Raw genomic sequence first — 14,718 nt, 5'->3', positions numbered from 1 at the left:
GTGCCGTGCCGAGGAGGCCACGGGCGGACCGGCCTGATCCGTGCTGATCGGAACGGTCATGCCGCAGTCGAGGGGAGAGTGCCGAGGAACTCGCGGACGTGGTGGAGCCACTTCGCGCGGTCGGCCTCGTTCAGGATGTGGGCCGCGCCGGGCAGTTCGATCAGCTTGGCCCCCGGGATACCAGCCGCCAGGCGGTACGAACTCTCGGGCAGCACCAGCCGGTCGCCGGTGGGCGCTACCACCAGGGTGGGTGCTGACAGCTTCGCAAGGTCGGCCCGGACATCCACGCGGGAAACCAGATCAAAGTGGTCCAGCATGCCTGGCGGCATCCCGGCCAGGGTCTGGGCTACCGGTGCGTCGAGGTCAGCGGGCTCGAGGTCCGCCAGGTCCCTGGGCGACAGGCACGAGAGGCAGGCGAGTCGTGCCACGTCATCCCAACGGTCCGCGTCCGCCAAGGACTTGATGAGCCGCGCGGCCAGAGCCAGGACGGGGTCCGCGACCGGGAAGCCGGCGGTGAGGACGAGCGCCCGGACCCGCTCGGGATGCCGGGCGGCGATCCGGACGGCCACAGCGCTGCCGAGCGACTCCCCGAGCACGGCGAACGACTCCTGGCCTTCGGCGACGGCTGCGGCAACCAGTTGGTCGGCGAGGTCGTCCAGGTCCAGGGGCTCAGTGGCCACGGGGGAGCCGCCCGCTCCCGGATAGTGCGGGCCGACGAGGGTGTGGTCGCCGGCGAGGTCGTCCAGGACGAGTCCGAAATTGCCTTCGATGCCGCCGCCGGCGCCGTGGGCGAGCAGCAGCGCGGGGCCACTGCCCTTCACGACGGCATCGAGGTGAGGGATGGGGAGTGCGTGATCGGTGGTCATGCCGCCGACGCTAAAGTCCGACATCAGTGTCAGAGTCAAGTCGCACGTTGTGTACGGGGAGGGGCAAGCCGCATGCGTATGAAGGACATGGTCCGGCGCACGGGGGTCCATGAACGGCTGCTGCGCTACTACGAGCAGCAGGGGCTCCTGGCGCCGGAGCGGCTGCCGAGTGGCTACCGTGTGTTCAGCGAGTCGGACGTCGAGACGGTGCGCCGCATCCGCTGTCTGTTGGCGGCGGGCCTCCCGACCTCTCTCATCGCTCAGGTCCTGCCCTGCATCCGTGCAGACGACGGCCGCCTTGTGCCCACCTGCCCGGACCTGGTCGCCCAACTGCGGCAGGAGAGCGAGCGGATCACCCATACCATCGAGGAGTTGCAGGCATCCCGCACGATGCTCGACACCGTCATCGCCGCCGCGCCCTCCCAGCAGGCGGCGGGCGAGCAACGAGGCCTCGCCGTACGCCAGATCTGACGGGCCGCCATTTCGCCGCTCCTCCCAGTACTGATCCTCGCCCCCAGTCGAGTACGCAGGGACGGCCCCAGCACCGTCTCCAGTGACCACTTAGAGGTCGTCTCGATTGGCGATCAGCGAAGCGCGTCGATAGTTGTGGGCATGCGGAAACCTGCGTGCACGGGCTGGTCAGCTCGGAGACACTGCGCGCATGAGCTTCGACGCCATCCGGACACCGCAGGAACGGGCTCTTGGCCATGTGGCCGGGCTGTCGTCTGGTCCGCCGGTGGATCCGATGTTGCGGGTGACCCTCAACTTCCATCCGGACCGTCTGACACGTGGCATGCCGGTCCTTGACTCCCTGGCTGAGTGTGGCGTTTATGTCTCACAGTTCGTCACCGGAACGAGCAATGGCGGCCTGACTGCCTACCCCGGCGGGGACCGGTGGCGGTGGGAGAGCCGGATCTTCAACGGCGCCTACGACAACGCTGCTGCCAGCGAGCGGCCCGTCTATGGGGCACTGAACTTCGGCCACAACCCGGTCGGCGCGGCGCCGCGCTTCGGTTCCTGCCACTTCCGGCTCACCGCCCGCACGTTGAAGCGGACGACGTTCTGCTATCCGGACAGCTGCCTGGAGCCCTCAGACTTCGGTACCGCAGAGCGCATGGGGCTTATCGAGCTATCCCTGGCCGACCATCGGGACGCCCTCGACGACTGCATCGAAGCGCAGGTGCACGGACCGGTCCGCCTCGATCGCGACATTGAGGCCCTGGTCCTGGACCACTGCTACCGAGGCACGGCCGTCGAGGACGCTGCTGGCCGCCTTCCATGCCCCGTGGAATGGCACCCTGGATTCCGACTCACGGTCGAGGAGCTCCATCGGCATCCCGCCTATCGGGGCCAGGAGTTCATCGACCTAGGCACACAGATCGCCGTCGATGGCGTACTCAATCCGCGCCTCGTTGGAGATGCCGCCAGTACTCGACGCTATGACCCGCAGGCGGTCAAGAAGGTATGGCACTACCTGGCGCGTTTCGGAGCACCTTGGCAGGTGGCCGACGAGGCGGAGCATGGGGAGCAGGAAGAGGAGGCTGGGCTCGATGGCGTTCGCTGACCGCTTGGTGCCGGAGCGGCTGTGGGAGTTGTTCCGAGCCGTCAGACCGACTGCCCCGACGCGGCGGCAAGGGGGTGGCCGGCGGCGCCTAGACGATCGCGCGATCCTCGCCGCGATCGTCTTCGTTGCCACCTCGGGATGCACCTGGCGGCAGCTGCCGCCGGTCTTCGGCGCCTCATGGCAGACCGTCCACCGACGGTTCACCGAGTGGAGCCAGGCCAGGGTGTGGGCCAAGCTGCACCGCCTGGTCCTTGACGAACTCGGGTCCCGTGGTGAGCTGGACTGGACCCGCTGCGCGATCGACTCGGTGAATATGCGGGCCTTGAAAAGGGGGACCTGACAGGTCCGAATCCTGTCGACCGGGGCAAGTACGGCTCAAAGATCCACTTGATCACTGAGCGAACTGGTCTGCCTCTGTCCATTGGAATCTCGGGGGCGAACCTGCATGACAGCCAGGCCCTGATCCCTCTGGTAAAGGGCATACCGCCAATCCGATCCCGCTGGGGACGCCGACGACGCAGGCCGGGCAAGCTCCATGCCGACAAGGGCTACGACTACTCCCACCTGCGGCGATGGTTACGCAGCCGCGGCATCACCCACCGCATCGCGCGCAAGGGCATCGAGGCCTCGCAGCGGCTGGGCCGCCACCGCTGGACCATCGAGCGCACCATGGCCTGGCTCGCCGGCTACCGCCGCCTCCACCGACGCTACGAGCGGAAAGCCGAGCACTTCCTCGCCTTCACGAGCATCGCCTGCACCCTCATCTGCTACCGCAAACTCACCAAATGAGATGACGTCTTAGGGGCTACGCGCGCGCCGCGCGGGATTGACCCGGCTCCTGTCCGGTGCGAGCCCGAACGGCGATCGGGTGCCGAACCTGCCGGATGGTGGCGGTACATGAAGGGCGCCGCGGTGCGCCTTTTCCTCGTCTTGACAAGGGTGCATGGGTGGCGCACCGATGCATGGTCCCGCACGGGAGAAACGCGCACCAGGGCGAGAAATGCCACCCGGCGCATACGGGAATTTGCGAGAGCGCCGCGGAAGGGACGGCGCGCTTCCTTTCTGGTGCGCGAGAGGGAGACGCGTCCCAACGGGTATCGCAAACGGCCGGTGCATGGTGTCTTCATACAGCGGAAAGGGGTGCGCCCCTTGGGGTCTGCCCTGCGCTCTGCCGCGCCTCTGCCGCGTCGTTTCTGTCGCAGGGCGCGAGGAAATCCTCACCTCAGCTGAGAAAAGCGCCTCGACGTCATGGGGGGACGCGATGGCCACGCCGAGCCGCGTGCGAGAAACCTACATGCTGGGTGCGATCACTTTGGTCTCCTGCATGGGGTCGGTCGGACTCACCATGGTCCTGACCAGCCTGCCCACAATTCAGACAGCTGCCAACGGGAATGCGGGCCAGGCCTACGGGGCCGCCGCTGCCGCCACCTCTGTCGTGGTCCTCGTCTATATCGCCCGCACGTTCCGGCAGCAGGGCGACGAGGCGCGCCTGCATCGCGAGGTACTCGAAGCGCAGCGCGGCGAGCTGTCGTTGCAACGCGAAGACGCACAGAGCCGGCACAGGACGGTGCAGCGCTCAGCAGAAGCAGCGGTGCGGGGGCAGCACATCAAGCTGCTCGAAATGGCCATGGAGGACCCGCTGTTGATGCAGTGCTGGCCGAGCTACGAACCGGGAATCTCCGATGACCGCAGCAAGCAGTACATGTACTGCAACTTGATCATCTCGCATCACATCATGTGCTACGAGTTGGGCTACTTCACCGATGACGAGGTGGAGCAGAGTCTCTATTACACCTTCAGCAACGAAGTCGTGCGCGCCTTCTGGGAATGCACCCGTGCTGACCGCAGCCGGACGGCGCCCCATGGAGGGCCGATGCGCAAGTTCTATGACATGGCCGAACTGGCGTACGCGCGGCGGATGAACGGCTGAGGGCGTGGCCCTGGGGGCGGTGCCGGCCGGGCCACGCACTGAGCCTCAGCGTGCGGGCGGGTCCCACCCGGCGCTGACGAAAACCTCGAGCGGAACGACCACGAGTTCTTCTCCTTCGCCAACACCCGAACCGGGGGGTAGCGTTTTCCGCAGTTCGGGTGACGCCTTGCGGCCGATGAAGGCGACGTCACCGGACGACAGCGAGAACGCTGCCGGACAGTTGTGGTTGTTGATGCATCCCTGATCCGACGAGTCCAGCCGCCTGATGATGTGCATATACGTGCTTTCCTCAGTGAGGGACGCCCCGTTGCGCCCCGGACAGGGCGGCAACTCTATCCATTTCGGCACTACTTGCTCTGCGACTCGCGGGATCCGGGCCGGGGCGGCGTTCAGAGGGTGGGCGGGCCCTGTTCTGCTCTGCGGAGTACCGGTTTGAGTTGGTCGAGTTCTGGGGTGGCCTGGAGTTGGCGTTCGTCCCACCAGGTGGCGCCCGCTTCAGACAGGGGGCCGATGATGTCGCGGGCCTTCGCGTCGTCGGTGGGGCTCATGCCGCCGACGACGAGGTCGAAGGGGGCGTCCTGGCGGGTGCCACGGTGGTGGTGGATGTACGTGGCGAGGTCGCGTACCTGGTCGAGGGGCGGCGCCTGGCCGTGCTTGGCGTCGGCGAACAGCGGGACTGCGCCGTCCCATTGGGCGGCTCGTCGCATGGGCGGGCGGTTCGGCCAGAAGCCGCCGATCCATACGGGAGGCCGGGGCTGCTGGACTGTCGCTGGTAGCAGGGTGACGTCATCGGCTCGGTAGTGGCGGCCTTCGTGATGGACCGGCGTGCCCGACCAGAACCGCTGCAGCAGGTCCAGCCCCTCGTCGAGGCGCTCGGCGAGGACGCGGGTGTCGGCGGTGTCGCCGAACGCGCCGTACTCGTCCTCGATGGGGCCGCCGAGCCCCGCGCCGAAGATGACTCGTCCGCCGCTGACGTTGTCCAGGGTGGCCACTTGGCGGGCGAGCTGCTGCGGCCGGTACCGGGCGACCGGCGTGACCAGCGTGCCCAGCTTGAGCCGGGACGTCGCCAGCGCGGCGGCCGTCAGCAGCATCCACGGGTCGCCGAAGGGGCGCCCCCGGTGGCCGCCGTGCACGGTGTGGTCCCACACGAACAGGCCGTCCCAGCCCGCCTGCTCGGCCGCGGTGGCGAGCGTCGCCACCGTACGAGGGTCGGCGAAATCGCCGAAGTTGGGAATGTTGAGAGAGAAGCGCATTCCGGCATCGTGCGTCGCCGTGCTGGCGCACGGCAATGGAACGGGCACCGACACGCGGGCCGGTCGGCCACGTTCCTCCGGCCGGCGCCGCTGCCCCGGAGCGGCGCACGGGCGGCGGGGCCTGCCCGCCGGTTAGTGGCCCGCCCGCCTGGGCGGCCCGGACGGGGCCGGGAGGAGGGCCCGCGCCGGACCCTGTGTCGCGGCCCGGAACGGGGCCGCGCCGCACCCCCGGTGCCGCCCCCGACGAGGGGGCATTGCGCCGTACCGAGGCGCGCGTATATTCGGTTCCGGTTGTGATCAAGCTTGTGACATGGGCGTTGCCCGCCCCGGAGGGGCGGGTGGCGGGGCGAGGAGAGGGCAGATGACGACGACCGCGCGTGCGACGGTGCAGCGGGACGACGAGCAAGTGCGGGTCACGCGCTGGGACTTCGAGCCCGGTACGCGCACGGGCCGTCACGTGCACGAGTACGACTACGTGGTCGTCCCCGTGGCCGACGGCCGCATCACCGCCCTCACCCCGGACGGCCCCGCCACGGAGTCGCACCTGCGCGCCGGCGAGTCGTACTCCCGCCCCGCCGGCGCGGAACACGACGTCGTCAACACGGGCGACGCGTGGCTCGCCTTCGTCGAGATCGAGGTCAAGGACCCCGCGGCAACCCCCTGAGCGAGCACCCGGCGGCCGCCACCACGCTCAGCCGCCCGCCCCGCGAGCGGCGCGATAGTCGGCGAGGGTCTGCTTCAAGGCCTCGTCCAGCGGCGTCGCCGTCGCCCCCAGCCGCGTCTTGATCTTGCTGCTGTCGACGATGAACGGCTCCTCGAACTCGTACTGCATCTCGACGAGTTCCCGCATCCCGCGGTCGAAGCTCCCGATGAGGGTGAGCATGAAGCCGGGCAGGCTGCGCAGCCGGGCGCGGGAGTGACCCGCCAACGCGTAGACGGTGCCGACGAGTTGGCGCGTGGTGCGGGTCTCTTCGTCGTTCGGCAGGTGCCAGATCTCGCCGGGGGCGTCCGGGTGCGTGCCGAGGAGGGCGAGGGCCTCGCCGATGTCGGGGATGTACGTGTAGGTGTGCGGCTGGTCGGGGTCGCCCAGCACGGTGGCGGTCTTGCCGCGCAGGGCGGGCTGGAAGACGCGGTCGCCGAGGTTGGTCTGGGCGCCGCCACCGGGGCCGAAGTAGTCCGAGGCGCGGCCGATGGCGACCTGGACGCGCCCCGTCTTGTGGGCGGCCAGCAGATCGTCGGCCATCGTGCCGCGCAGCACGCCCTTGCGGGTGCCGGCCGCGTTCGGGCTGGTCTCGGTGAACGGTTGCCCGCCCGGCCGCCCGTACATGTAGACGTTGTCCATGCTCACCAGCCGCGCTCCGGCGGCCTCGGCGCCCGCGAGGACGCCCGCCTGGAGGTCGGGGAACTGCTGGGGCCACTGGTGGTAGGGCGGGTTGAGGATCTGATAGACGACCTGGGCGCCCTGGGTCACGGAGGTGGTGAACGCCGGGTCCCGGGCGTCACCCCCGACGACCTCGACATCGTCGGGGAGCTGGGCGTGCCCGGAACGGTTGACCACCCGGACGGTCTCGCCACGCCGGCGCAGCGCCGCCACGGTGGCGCGGCCGACCGCTCCGGCGCCGAAGACCACATGCTGGGGAACGCTCACAGAGAGGCCGCCTTGAGGGTCAGGGGTGGCAGAAGCCTGTACAGCAGGCCGCCGGACAGGGCGGTGAAGACCAGCGCCCCGGAGATGCCGAAGATCATGTACTGGTCGTCGACGCTGACGCCGATGAAGGCCGAGACGGTCCAGCCCAGGGCCCACAGCGCGGGCGTGGCCGCCGCCCAGACCCACCGGGTCTGTGTACGGGCGGGCAGCGCCCAGGCCTGCGCGAGTCCCATCGCCAGCCCCGTGACGGCGCCCATGGCGATCAGTTCGGGCAGTGACGTGCCGTAGCCGACGAGCGCGGCGCCGAGCGCCAGGCCCAGACCCATGCCGACGGCGGTGGCGGGAATCCAGCGGCGCGGGTCGAACCGCCGCCCGCCCACCAGCACTTGGGCGATACCGATGGCGAGGCCCGTGACCACGCCGCCGACAAGTGCCGCTCCGGCGCTGTCGAGGCGTCCGCCGACCGCCCGCCCGGCCAGACCGGCGAGCGGGAAGGCGAGACATCCGGCGGTCCACAGGGCCCAGGCTCCGCGCGGAGTCGAGGCTGTGGGGAGGCGCAGACGCCCCTCAGAAAGGTGCAGAGTCATGGCAATCACCTTTATTTCTGCACTAGACCATTCAATCTATGCGGTGCGGAAATAGGCGTCAATCGAGGGCGTAACGGGCGAAGGGTGCTGAGGTGAGAGGGGACAGTCGCCCCAGGGGTCAGATCGCCTTGCCCGGGTTGAGGATGCCGTGCGGGTCGAAGGCGGCCTTCACGCGGTGCTGCAACGCGTGCTGCTCGACGCCGAGTTCGTCGCCGACCCAGCGCCGCTTGAGTACGCCGACTCCGTGCTCGCCGGTCAGGGTGCCGCCCAGCCGCAGTGCTGTGGTGAAGATGTCACCGGCCGCCTGCCACACCGCGTCCGGGATCTCCTCCGCGCCCTCGTCGAGGACGATGATGGGGTGCAGCGTGCCGTCGGCGGCGTGCGCGAAGGAGAAGACGCGGACTCCGTGCCGTACGGCCGCCGCGTCGATCTCCGTGACCGCCGCGGCCAGTTGGGAACGGGGCACGGCCACGTCCTCGATCAGCACGCGGCCCAGCCGTTCCAGGGAGGGCAGTGCCAGCCGTCGCGCGGCCAGCAGCGACTCGGCCTCGGCCGGATCCGACGTGGCCTGTACGGAGGAGGCGCGCCCGTTCAGCAGCCGTACGACGTCCTCGGCCTCCGCCGCCGCGCCGGCGCCGTCGCACTGGAGCAGCAGCAACGCGCCTCCGTGCGCCCGGAGTTCGGTGCCCTGTGCGGCGTCGATGGCGCCGAGGACGGGACCGTCGAGCAGCTCCGCCATGGCCGGCTCGATGCGCGCGGCGGTCAACGCCGAGACGGCGGCGGCCCCTTCGCCGAAGGTGGCGAAGTGCGCGGCGACGGTGACGGTCGCGGCGGGCAGCGGCTTGAGCCGTACGGTGGCGGCGGTGACGACGCCGAGGGTGCCCTCGGAGCCGGTCAGCAAGGACGTGAGGTCGTAGCCGGTGACGCCCTTGACGGTGCGGTGCCCGGTACGGATGAGGGTGCCGTCGGCGAGTACGGCGTCCAGGCCGAGGACCGCGTCGCCGGTCACCCCGTACTTGGCGCAGCGCAGGCCGCCCGCGTTGGTGGCGATGTTCCCGCCGATGGTGGACAGGGCGGCGCTGGCCGGGTCGGGTGCGTAGCGCAGTCCGTGGGCCGCCGCGGCCTTGTCGAGATCCGCGGTGATGACGCCGGGTTCGACGACGGCGAGCTGGTCGTCGGGGCGCAGTTCGGTGATGCGGTTCATGCGGGACAGGTCGAGCACCAGGCTGCCTTCGCCCGCGTTCGCGCCGCCGGTCAGCCCGCTGCCGGCGCCGCGCGGCACGACCGGCACACGCAGCCGGTGGGCGTGCCGCAGCACCGTCCGTACCTCCTCGGCGTGTTCGGCGTGGACGACGGCGAGCGGCTGTCCGGTGGGCCGGCTGCCGGACCGGTCCACGGCGTACGGGGCGGTCGCCGCGGCACCGGTAGTGAGCCGGCCGGGCGGCAGCTCCCGTACGAGGGTGGCTGTCAACTCCGCGTCGGCATCGGCCTGTTGGGCGGTCGGGTGGATCAGGTCGGTCACTGCGGCATCTCCTGGGACTGCGACTGGGACTGCGGCGTGGGCTGCGACTTGGACTGCGGGACTTCCGGGGGCGACGCCTGGGACTGTGGGCTCTCCTGGGCCGGCGCCTCCGGCCAAGGAGCCGCCCGGCCGAGCGCCGCCCCGCCGATGGCCAGCAGCGCTGTGTCCTCCTGCGGGGCGTGGACGGGGGCGCACTGCACATCGCGGAAGTGCCGTTCCAGTGGGGTGTCGCGGGAGAGCCCCGGATTGCCCAGCAGTCGTACGGCCGTCTCGACGGCGGTGAGGGCGTGCCGGTTGGCCAGTACCCGTGCGCCCAGGGCGCGTTCGGGCGGATAGGCGGCATCGCCGGAGTCGACGCGTTCCGCCCCGTCGAACACGAGCTGTTCGGCGCCGTCCAGCAGGACCGCTATCTCGCCCGCCGCACGACGGAAGCGTTCCGTACGGGCGACGGGATGGCCCAGATTGGCGGGTACCCGCTCGTGCGCGAAACGGTGAAAGGAGTGCTGTGCCGCGCGGGCCACCCCCAAGTAGAGCGCGGCGAGCGGCAGATGGAGGGCGGCGCCCGCACGGTTGTCCTGTTCGGCGGCCGGTCCCTGCACGGCCGCGTCGATCAGATGGCCGTGGCCCACCTCCACGTCGTGGAAGGCCAGGTCGTGACTGCCGCTGGCCCGCAGCCCCAGTTGGTCCCAGCGTCCGGTGACCTCGATGCCGGGCGCGTCGCCCGGTACGGCGAACGTGCCCACGCGCGACTCGGGTTCATCGGTCGCTGCCCACACGAGGATCCAGTCCAGCCCCTCGGCGCCCGTCACGAACCGCTTGCGGCCGCTGATCGCCCACCCCGTACGGGTACGCCGCGCCGTGGTGGCGGGCAGTCCACCGCGGGCAGGAGAGCCCAGTTCGGGCTCCACCCGCGCGGAGTTCAGCAGCACGGGCCGCTGTGCCGCCTGCGCGAGGACCTGTTCGTACAGGGCCTCGGGCCAGTGCCCCGTACGGGCCTGCCGGGCATGGGTGTTGAGAGTCATGGCAGCGATGAGCGCCGTGGACGGGTCGCCCTGGCCGAGGGTGTGCAGGATGCGCGCGGTGCCGGCCACCCCGTACTCCGCGCCGCCGTGCCGCGCGGCGACGGTCGCGGTCAGCAGCCCCGCCTCGTGCGCGGCGCGGATGCCGTCCGCCGGGAACGCCGCCGTACGATCGTACTCACCTGCTGTGGCGGCCAGTTGGGAAGTCACCTGCGCGGAGACCACCGGCTGCGGGAAGAGTGCCGTGGCCGTCATTTGCGCAGGGCCTTCCGCAGCGGCGAGTTGAGCCGGTCGCTCCAGAAGGAGGAGACCTTCAGCGGCTTGCCGAGAACGCCGAGGGAGTGGAACGCGTCGGCCACCCGCTGCTGGGAGGCGGCGTCCTTGTCGGTGACGGGCCGTACCTGCGTGGGCCGTTGCCGCTCGCCGTCCCGCAGCTCCTTGAGTGCTTCGCCCACGGGCTGGTGCGTGGCGCGCGCGGTGACCTCCGCGTACTCCTTCTCACGGCCGTCGCGCACATAGGCGTACGCCTTGTCGATACGGGCGATCAGGTCGGCCAGCGCCTTCCGTTCGGCGCCGCTGCCCAGCGTGTCGTCGGTGGCGGTCCACAGGAAGTTGCCGGACAGGATGTCCCGCCCGGAGCCCACGGTGCGCGCGCCCTGCTGGTGGGCGGCGATGACGGAGTTGCCGTAGGAGGCGAACGCGTCGATGGAGCCGCCGTTGAGTGCCGCGACACCGTCGTCGGGGTCCAGTGGTTTCGCCTTGATGTCGTCCCACTGGAGGCCGGCCTGGCGCAGCAGGCGGTAGAGGAAGTAGTGCGCGGTCGTGTTCTTCACGTACCCGACCGTTTTCCCCTTCAGCTGCCGCATCGAGGTGACCTTGGAGCTCTTGGGCGCGACGACTTCCTGGTTGAGCGTGTTGCCGCGCTGCACGGCGACGGCCTTGAAGCCGGGGTCGCCGTTCGCGGCGGCCAGGACGGGCGGGATCTCGCTGGACGTCGCCACGTCCAGCGCCCCGGCGTGCACCGCCTCCAACTGCTTGTCGCCGCCCTGGAAGAGGCTCCACCGCACCGCGTACGGGGTGTCGTCCAGGCCCGCGAACTTCAGCAGCGCCTCTTCCTCCTTCCAGCCGGTCGAGCCCGCCCGCAGGGTGACCGACGACGAGGAACCGGCCGAGGCGCCGCCACCGCACGCGGTCAGCCCGCACAGCAGCAGCGCCATGGCGGCGGCGGACACGAGCCGGGCGCGCGGGCTTCTCGGGAGCGGGGGACCGGCGGAGGCCGGAGGGCGTGACATGGCGTCAGATTCCTTTCGGCGTACGGAAGTACGGGGGTACGGGTCAGGCCGCTGTGGTCGCCGTCGCGCCACGGTGCGCGAGCTCCTGGCGGACCAGCGGCAGCACGTGGCGGGCGTAGTCGATGGCGTCGTTGAGCGGGTCGTAGCCGCGGATGGAGAGCAGTTCGCAGCCGATGTCGGCGTAGTCCAGCAGCGCCGCGGCGACCGTCTCGGGGGAGCCGACGAGCGCGGTGGAGCTGCCCGCCGCGTTGGTGGCGCGCGCCGGCGCCGTCCACAGGCAGCGATCGTGGACCTCGCCCCGTTCGGCGACCGCGAGCAGCCGCTGCGAGCCGACGTTGGCGGGCGTGCCCTCGCCGACGGCGGGATAGTGCCGGTGCTTGGCGCGCTCGGCGTTGTTCGCCTCGACCTTCCCCAGGATCCGGTGGGCCTTCTCCCAGGCGAGCTCGTCGGTGGGCGCGATGATCGGCCGGAACGACACCCATATACGGGGCCGCGGGCGGCCTGCCGCGTCGGCGATCGCGTGCACGGCGGCGATCTGCTCGGCGGTCTCCTTCAGCGGCTCGCCCCACAGGCCGAAGATGTCGCCCTGCTGCCCGCCCACCCGGTAGGCGTCCTGCGAGGAGCCGCCCACCGAAATCGGGATGGTGTCCCCGTACGGCGTGACGTCCGAACGGAAGCCCTCGAAGCGGTAGTACGGGCCCTCGTGCGACACCGGCCCGTCCGCCGACCACACCTTGCGCAGAATGCGGATGTACTCGTCGGAACGCTCGTAACGCTCGCTCTTGGCGAGATAGTCGCCCTCGCGGCGCTGCTCCTCGTCGTTGCCGCCGGAGATGATGTGCACCGACAGCCGGCCGCGGCTGATCCGGTCCAGGGTGGCGAACGAGCGGGCCGCGTGCGTCGGGAAGATCACCCCGGGGCGGTGGGCGAGCATCGGCTTGAGCCGCTCGGTGTGGTTGACCACGAACTGCGCGAGCTGCAGCGCGTCGGGCGAGGCCGAGTGGTAGGCGACCAGCGTGTAGTCGAAGCCGCCGTCGTCCAGGGTGCGGGCATAACGACGCGCGTGGTCGGGGTCGATGCCCGACCCTGCGGTCGGATCGCCGTCCGTGGCGGGGTTGGGGTTGATGGCACTGATGAACTCGACAGGCATGGCAGCACGCTCCGGGGCGTCAAAGAGGGGGGATTGGGGGGGGGAGGGGCGCTCAGGGGAAGAGGCCGGTGTCGGCTGCCGGGGCGACCTTCACCTTGGTCGTGAGGGACTTCGTCTCGTGCATCAGGTCGGCGACGCCCTGCGTCGTACGGACCACCGAACGGTCCACGGGGACCAGCTTCTTGGCGTTTTCGTCGATCACGTTGCGGGCCACCCGCTTCGAGACCTTGTTGGTCCTGGCGAACTTCTCGGCGTACGCGTCCGGATGATCCGCACCCCAGCGCTGGGCACGGTCGATACGCCGCAGCGCGTCCTTGATGGCGGCCTTCTTGCCGGGATCGCCCAGCGCCTCCTCGGAGGCGGAGAGGAAACCGAGCCCGGACGTACGCCCGTTGCGGCCGTCGACGACCTGCCGGGCCCCGTCCTCCCGGGCGATCTCCTTGTACGCGCCGAAGATGGCCCAGTTGTCGACCTTCCCCGAACTGAACGCGGCCTGCGCGGCGGTCGGCAGGACGTACTGCACGGTGACGTCGGAGTAGTCGAGTCCCGCGTCCTTGAGCGTCTTGGCGAGCAGATACTCGGCGATACTCCCGCGCGCGGAGGACACCAGGATCCGCTTGCCCTTCAGATCGCGGACACTGCGGACGCCGGAACCGGGCTGCGTGAGAATGGCCGTACTGCCGCCGTTCGCCTGCGACGCGGCGACCAGCTTCAGATCGACACCCCCGCTGATCGCCTGCAGGGTGGGCAGATCCGCGGCGGTCGCCGTGTCGACGGAGCCGGCCTGCATCGCCTGGAACAGCGGCGCGGCCCCCTCGAACTGCGCCCACTTCACCCGGTACTTGGTGCCCTTGAACGCGCCCGACGCCTGCGCCAGCGTCTGCAGCCCCTTCGCCTGATCGCCCAGCGTGAGCGTCACCTTCGACGGGTCGGACACGGACTGCCGGGCGCTGTCCTGCCCGCCGCAGCCGGCCAGCAGGGGCAGCAGCGCCGTACTCGCGGCCAGCGCGGCGACGGTGGTGCGGCGGTGTCTCGCGGCGGTGGTGCGGTGGTGTCTCACGACGGGCCCTCCGTTTCGCCCGCTGTCTCCTCAGCCGGGCCCGGTCCGGCCGTCCGGTCCTCCCGTACGCCCAGCCAGCCCAGCAACTGCGCACGCAGCGCCACGAATTCCGGCGACCCGATGTCGCGCGGGCGCGGCAGATCCACGGACACGTCGTGGGCGATGCCCCCGGCGTCCATCACCAGCACCCGGTCCGCGAGCAGCAGCGACTCCTCGACATCGTGGGTGACCAGCAGAATGGAGAACCCGTGCTGCTCCCACAGCTGACCCACCAGCTGCTGCGCCTTGACGCGGGTCAGCGCGTCCAGTGCGCTGAACGGCTCGTCGAGCAGCAGCAGTTCGGGCTCCCGTACGAGCGCGCGGGCCAGGGAGACGCGCTGCGCCTGCCCGCCGGAGAGCGTCTTGGGCCACACGTCGGCCTGTTCCGCCACGCCGACCTCGGCGAGATAGCGCGCGGCCAGCTCGCGGTCGGGCGACCCGGGCAGGCCCAGGACGACGTTGCGCCACACCCGCTTCCAGGGCACCAGCCGGGGCGACTGGAAAGCGGCGGAACGGCGCGCGGGAACGGTGACGTCGCCCGTGATGTCGGTGTCGAGGCCGGCCAGGACGCGCAGGAGTGTGCTCTTGCCGCAGCCGCTGTGCCCCAGCAGCGCCACGAACTCGCCCTGCCGCAGGGTGACATCGAGCCCGTCGAGCACGGGCCGTCCGCCGTCGAAGGAACGGGTCAGATTGCGTACGGTCACGGCCTCCGCGCCGGGCGTTTCCCTGGCGGGTGTCTCCGCTGCGGTGGCCGGTGCTGTCGCCGTGTCGGTGGTGGTCGTCATGGT

At 70.6% G+C, this 14,718-nt stretch carries 16 protein-coding genes; 5 read left to right on the top strand and 11 right to left on the bottom strand.

The window, feature by feature from the left end:
* Positions 1-56 precede the first annotated feature (56 nt).
* Positions 57-866, bottom strand: coding sequence for an alpha/beta fold hydrolase (locus AC3AGO_RS01900; RefSeq protein WP_487818311.1), 810 nt, complete (start codon positions 864-866; stop codon positions 57-59).
* Positions 867-938: 72 nt separating this feature from the next.
* Between AC3AGO_RS01900 and AC3AGO_RS01895 the strand changes: the two genes are divergently transcribed.
* The 4 genes from AC3AGO_RS01895 to AC3AGO_RS01880 all read left to right on the top strand — a co-directional run bounded on the left by AC3AGO_RS01895 (position 939) and on the right by AC3AGO_RS01880 (position 4,360).
* Positions 939-1,337, top strand: a complete 399-nt coding sequence (locus AC3AGO_RS01895; RefSeq protein ID WP_487818310.1) for a MerR family transcriptional regulator — start codon at positions 939-941, stop codon at positions 1,335-1,337.
* Positions 1,338-1,527: 190 nt separating this feature from the next.
* A complete protein-coding gene (locus tag AC3AGO_RS01890) occupies positions 1,528-2,430 on the top strand; it encodes a DUF3626 domain-containing protein (protein WP_487818309.1) in 903 nt (300 codons plus the stop codon).
* Positions 2,417-3,219, top strand: a protein-coding gene (locus AC3AGO_RS01885) for an IS5 family transposase (RefSeq protein ID WP_487818308.1) whose coding sequence is annotated in 2 segments (ribosomal slippage) — positions 2,417-2,755 and positions 2,758-3,219 — 801 coding nt in all. Because the reading frame shifts where the segments join, the coding sequence is not laid out codon by codon here. Before AC3AGO_RS01890 ends, AC3AGO_RS01885 begins: the two co-directional genes overlap by 14 nt.
* A 472-nt stretch (positions 3,220-3,691) precedes the next feature.
* On the top strand, positions 3,692-4,360 hold the full coding sequence (locus AC3AGO_RS01880; protein WP_487818307.1) for a DUF6082 family protein: 669 nt from the start codon (positions 3,692-3,694) through the stop codon (positions 4,358-4,360).
* A gap of 45 nt (positions 4,361-4,405) precedes the next feature.
* Here AC3AGO_RS01880 and AC3AGO_RS01875 read toward each other — a convergent pair whose 3' ends face one another.
* Both AC3AGO_RS01875 and AC3AGO_RS01870 read right to left on the bottom strand, forming a co-directional pair.
* The gene (locus tag AC3AGO_RS01875; RefSeq protein ID WP_487818306.1) at positions 4,406-4,636 is read right to left on the bottom strand and encodes a hypothetical protein; all 231 of its coding nucleotides are present in this window, start codon (positions 4,634-4,636) and stop codon (positions 4,406-4,408) included.
* A 113-nt stretch (positions 4,637-4,749) separates the two neighbouring features.
* On the bottom strand, positions 4,750-5,613 hold the full coding sequence (locus AC3AGO_RS01870) for an LLM class flavin-dependent oxidoreductase (RefSeq protein ID WP_487818305.1): 864 nt from the start codon (positions 5,611-5,613) through the stop codon (positions 4,750-4,752).
* A 361-nt stretch (positions 5,614-5,974) separates the two neighbouring features.
* Between AC3AGO_RS01870 and AC3AGO_RS01865 the strand changes: the two genes are divergently transcribed.
* Positions 5,975-6,277 (top strand): cupin domain-containing protein, encoded by a 303-nt coding sequence (locus tag AC3AGO_RS01865; RefSeq protein WP_487818304.1) that lies wholly within the window; start codon positions 5,975-5,977, stop codon positions 6,275-6,277.
* 27 nt (positions 6,278-6,304) lie between these two features.
* On the opposite strand, the gene AC3AGO_RS01860 is transcribed toward AC3AGO_RS01865, so the two are convergent.
* The 8 genes from AC3AGO_RS01860 to AC3AGO_RS01825 all read right to left on the bottom strand — a co-directional run bounded on the left by AC3AGO_RS01860 (position 6,305) and on the right by AC3AGO_RS01825 (position 14,715).
* Complete coding sequence (locus AC3AGO_RS01860) at positions 6,305-7,261, bottom strand: NAD-dependent epimerase/dehydratase family protein (protein ID WP_487818303.1); 957 nt, start codon at positions 7,259-7,261, stop codon at positions 6,305-6,307.
* Positions 7,258-7,848: a hypothetical protein gene (locus tag AC3AGO_RS01855; protein WP_487818302.1), complete on the bottom strand. Its 591-nt coding sequence runs from the start codon at positions 7,846-7,848 to the stop codon at positions 7,258-7,260. Before AC3AGO_RS01855 ends, AC3AGO_RS01860 begins: the two co-directional genes overlap by 4 nt.
* 118 nt (positions 7,849-7,966) lie before the next feature.
* Positions 7,967-9,370 (bottom strand): FAD-binding oxidoreductase, encoded by a 1,404-nt coding sequence (locus AC3AGO_RS01850; RefSeq protein ID WP_487818301.1) that lies wholly within the window; start codon positions 9,368-9,370, stop codon positions 7,967-7,969.
* The gene (locus tag AC3AGO_RS01845; RefSeq protein ID WP_487818300.1) at positions 9,367-10,644 is read right to left on the bottom strand and encodes an acyl-CoA dehydrogenase family protein; all 1,278 of its coding nucleotides are present in this window, start codon (positions 10,642-10,644) and stop codon (positions 9,367-9,369) included. Before AC3AGO_RS01845 ends, AC3AGO_RS01850 begins: the two co-directional genes overlap by 4 nt.
* Positions 10,641-11,681, bottom strand: a complete 1,041-nt coding sequence (locus tag AC3AGO_RS01840; RefSeq protein ID WP_487818299.1) for an ABC transporter substrate-binding protein — start codon at positions 11,679-11,681, stop codon at positions 10,641-10,643. The genes AC3AGO_RS01845 and AC3AGO_RS01840 overlap by 4 nt, the downstream gene beginning before the upstream one ends.
* A gap of 43 nt (positions 11,682-11,724) precedes the next feature.
* The gene (locus tag AC3AGO_RS01835) at positions 11,725-12,831 is read right to left on the bottom strand and encodes an LLM class flavin-dependent oxidoreductase (protein ID WP_487818298.1); all 1,107 of its coding nucleotides are present in this window, start codon (positions 12,829-12,831) and stop codon (positions 11,725-11,727) included.
* A 52-nt stretch (positions 12,832-12,883) separates the two neighbouring features.
* Complete coding sequence (locus AC3AGO_RS01830; RefSeq protein ID WP_487818297.1) at positions 12,884-13,891, bottom strand: ABC transporter substrate-binding protein; 1,008 nt, start codon at positions 13,889-13,891, stop codon at positions 12,884-12,886.
* Entirely contained in the window at positions 13,888-14,715 is an 828-nt protein-coding gene (locus AC3AGO_RS01825) for an ABC transporter ATP-binding protein (protein ID WP_487818296.1), read from the bottom strand. The genes AC3AGO_RS01830 and AC3AGO_RS01825 overlap by 4 nt, the downstream gene beginning before the upstream one ends.
* Positions 14,716-14,718 lie beyond the last annotated feature (3 nt).

It is taken from the genome of Streptomyces sp. BL1, from assembly GCF_057628045.1.
This window is presented reverse-complemented; position numbering and strand designations above follow the sequence as displayed.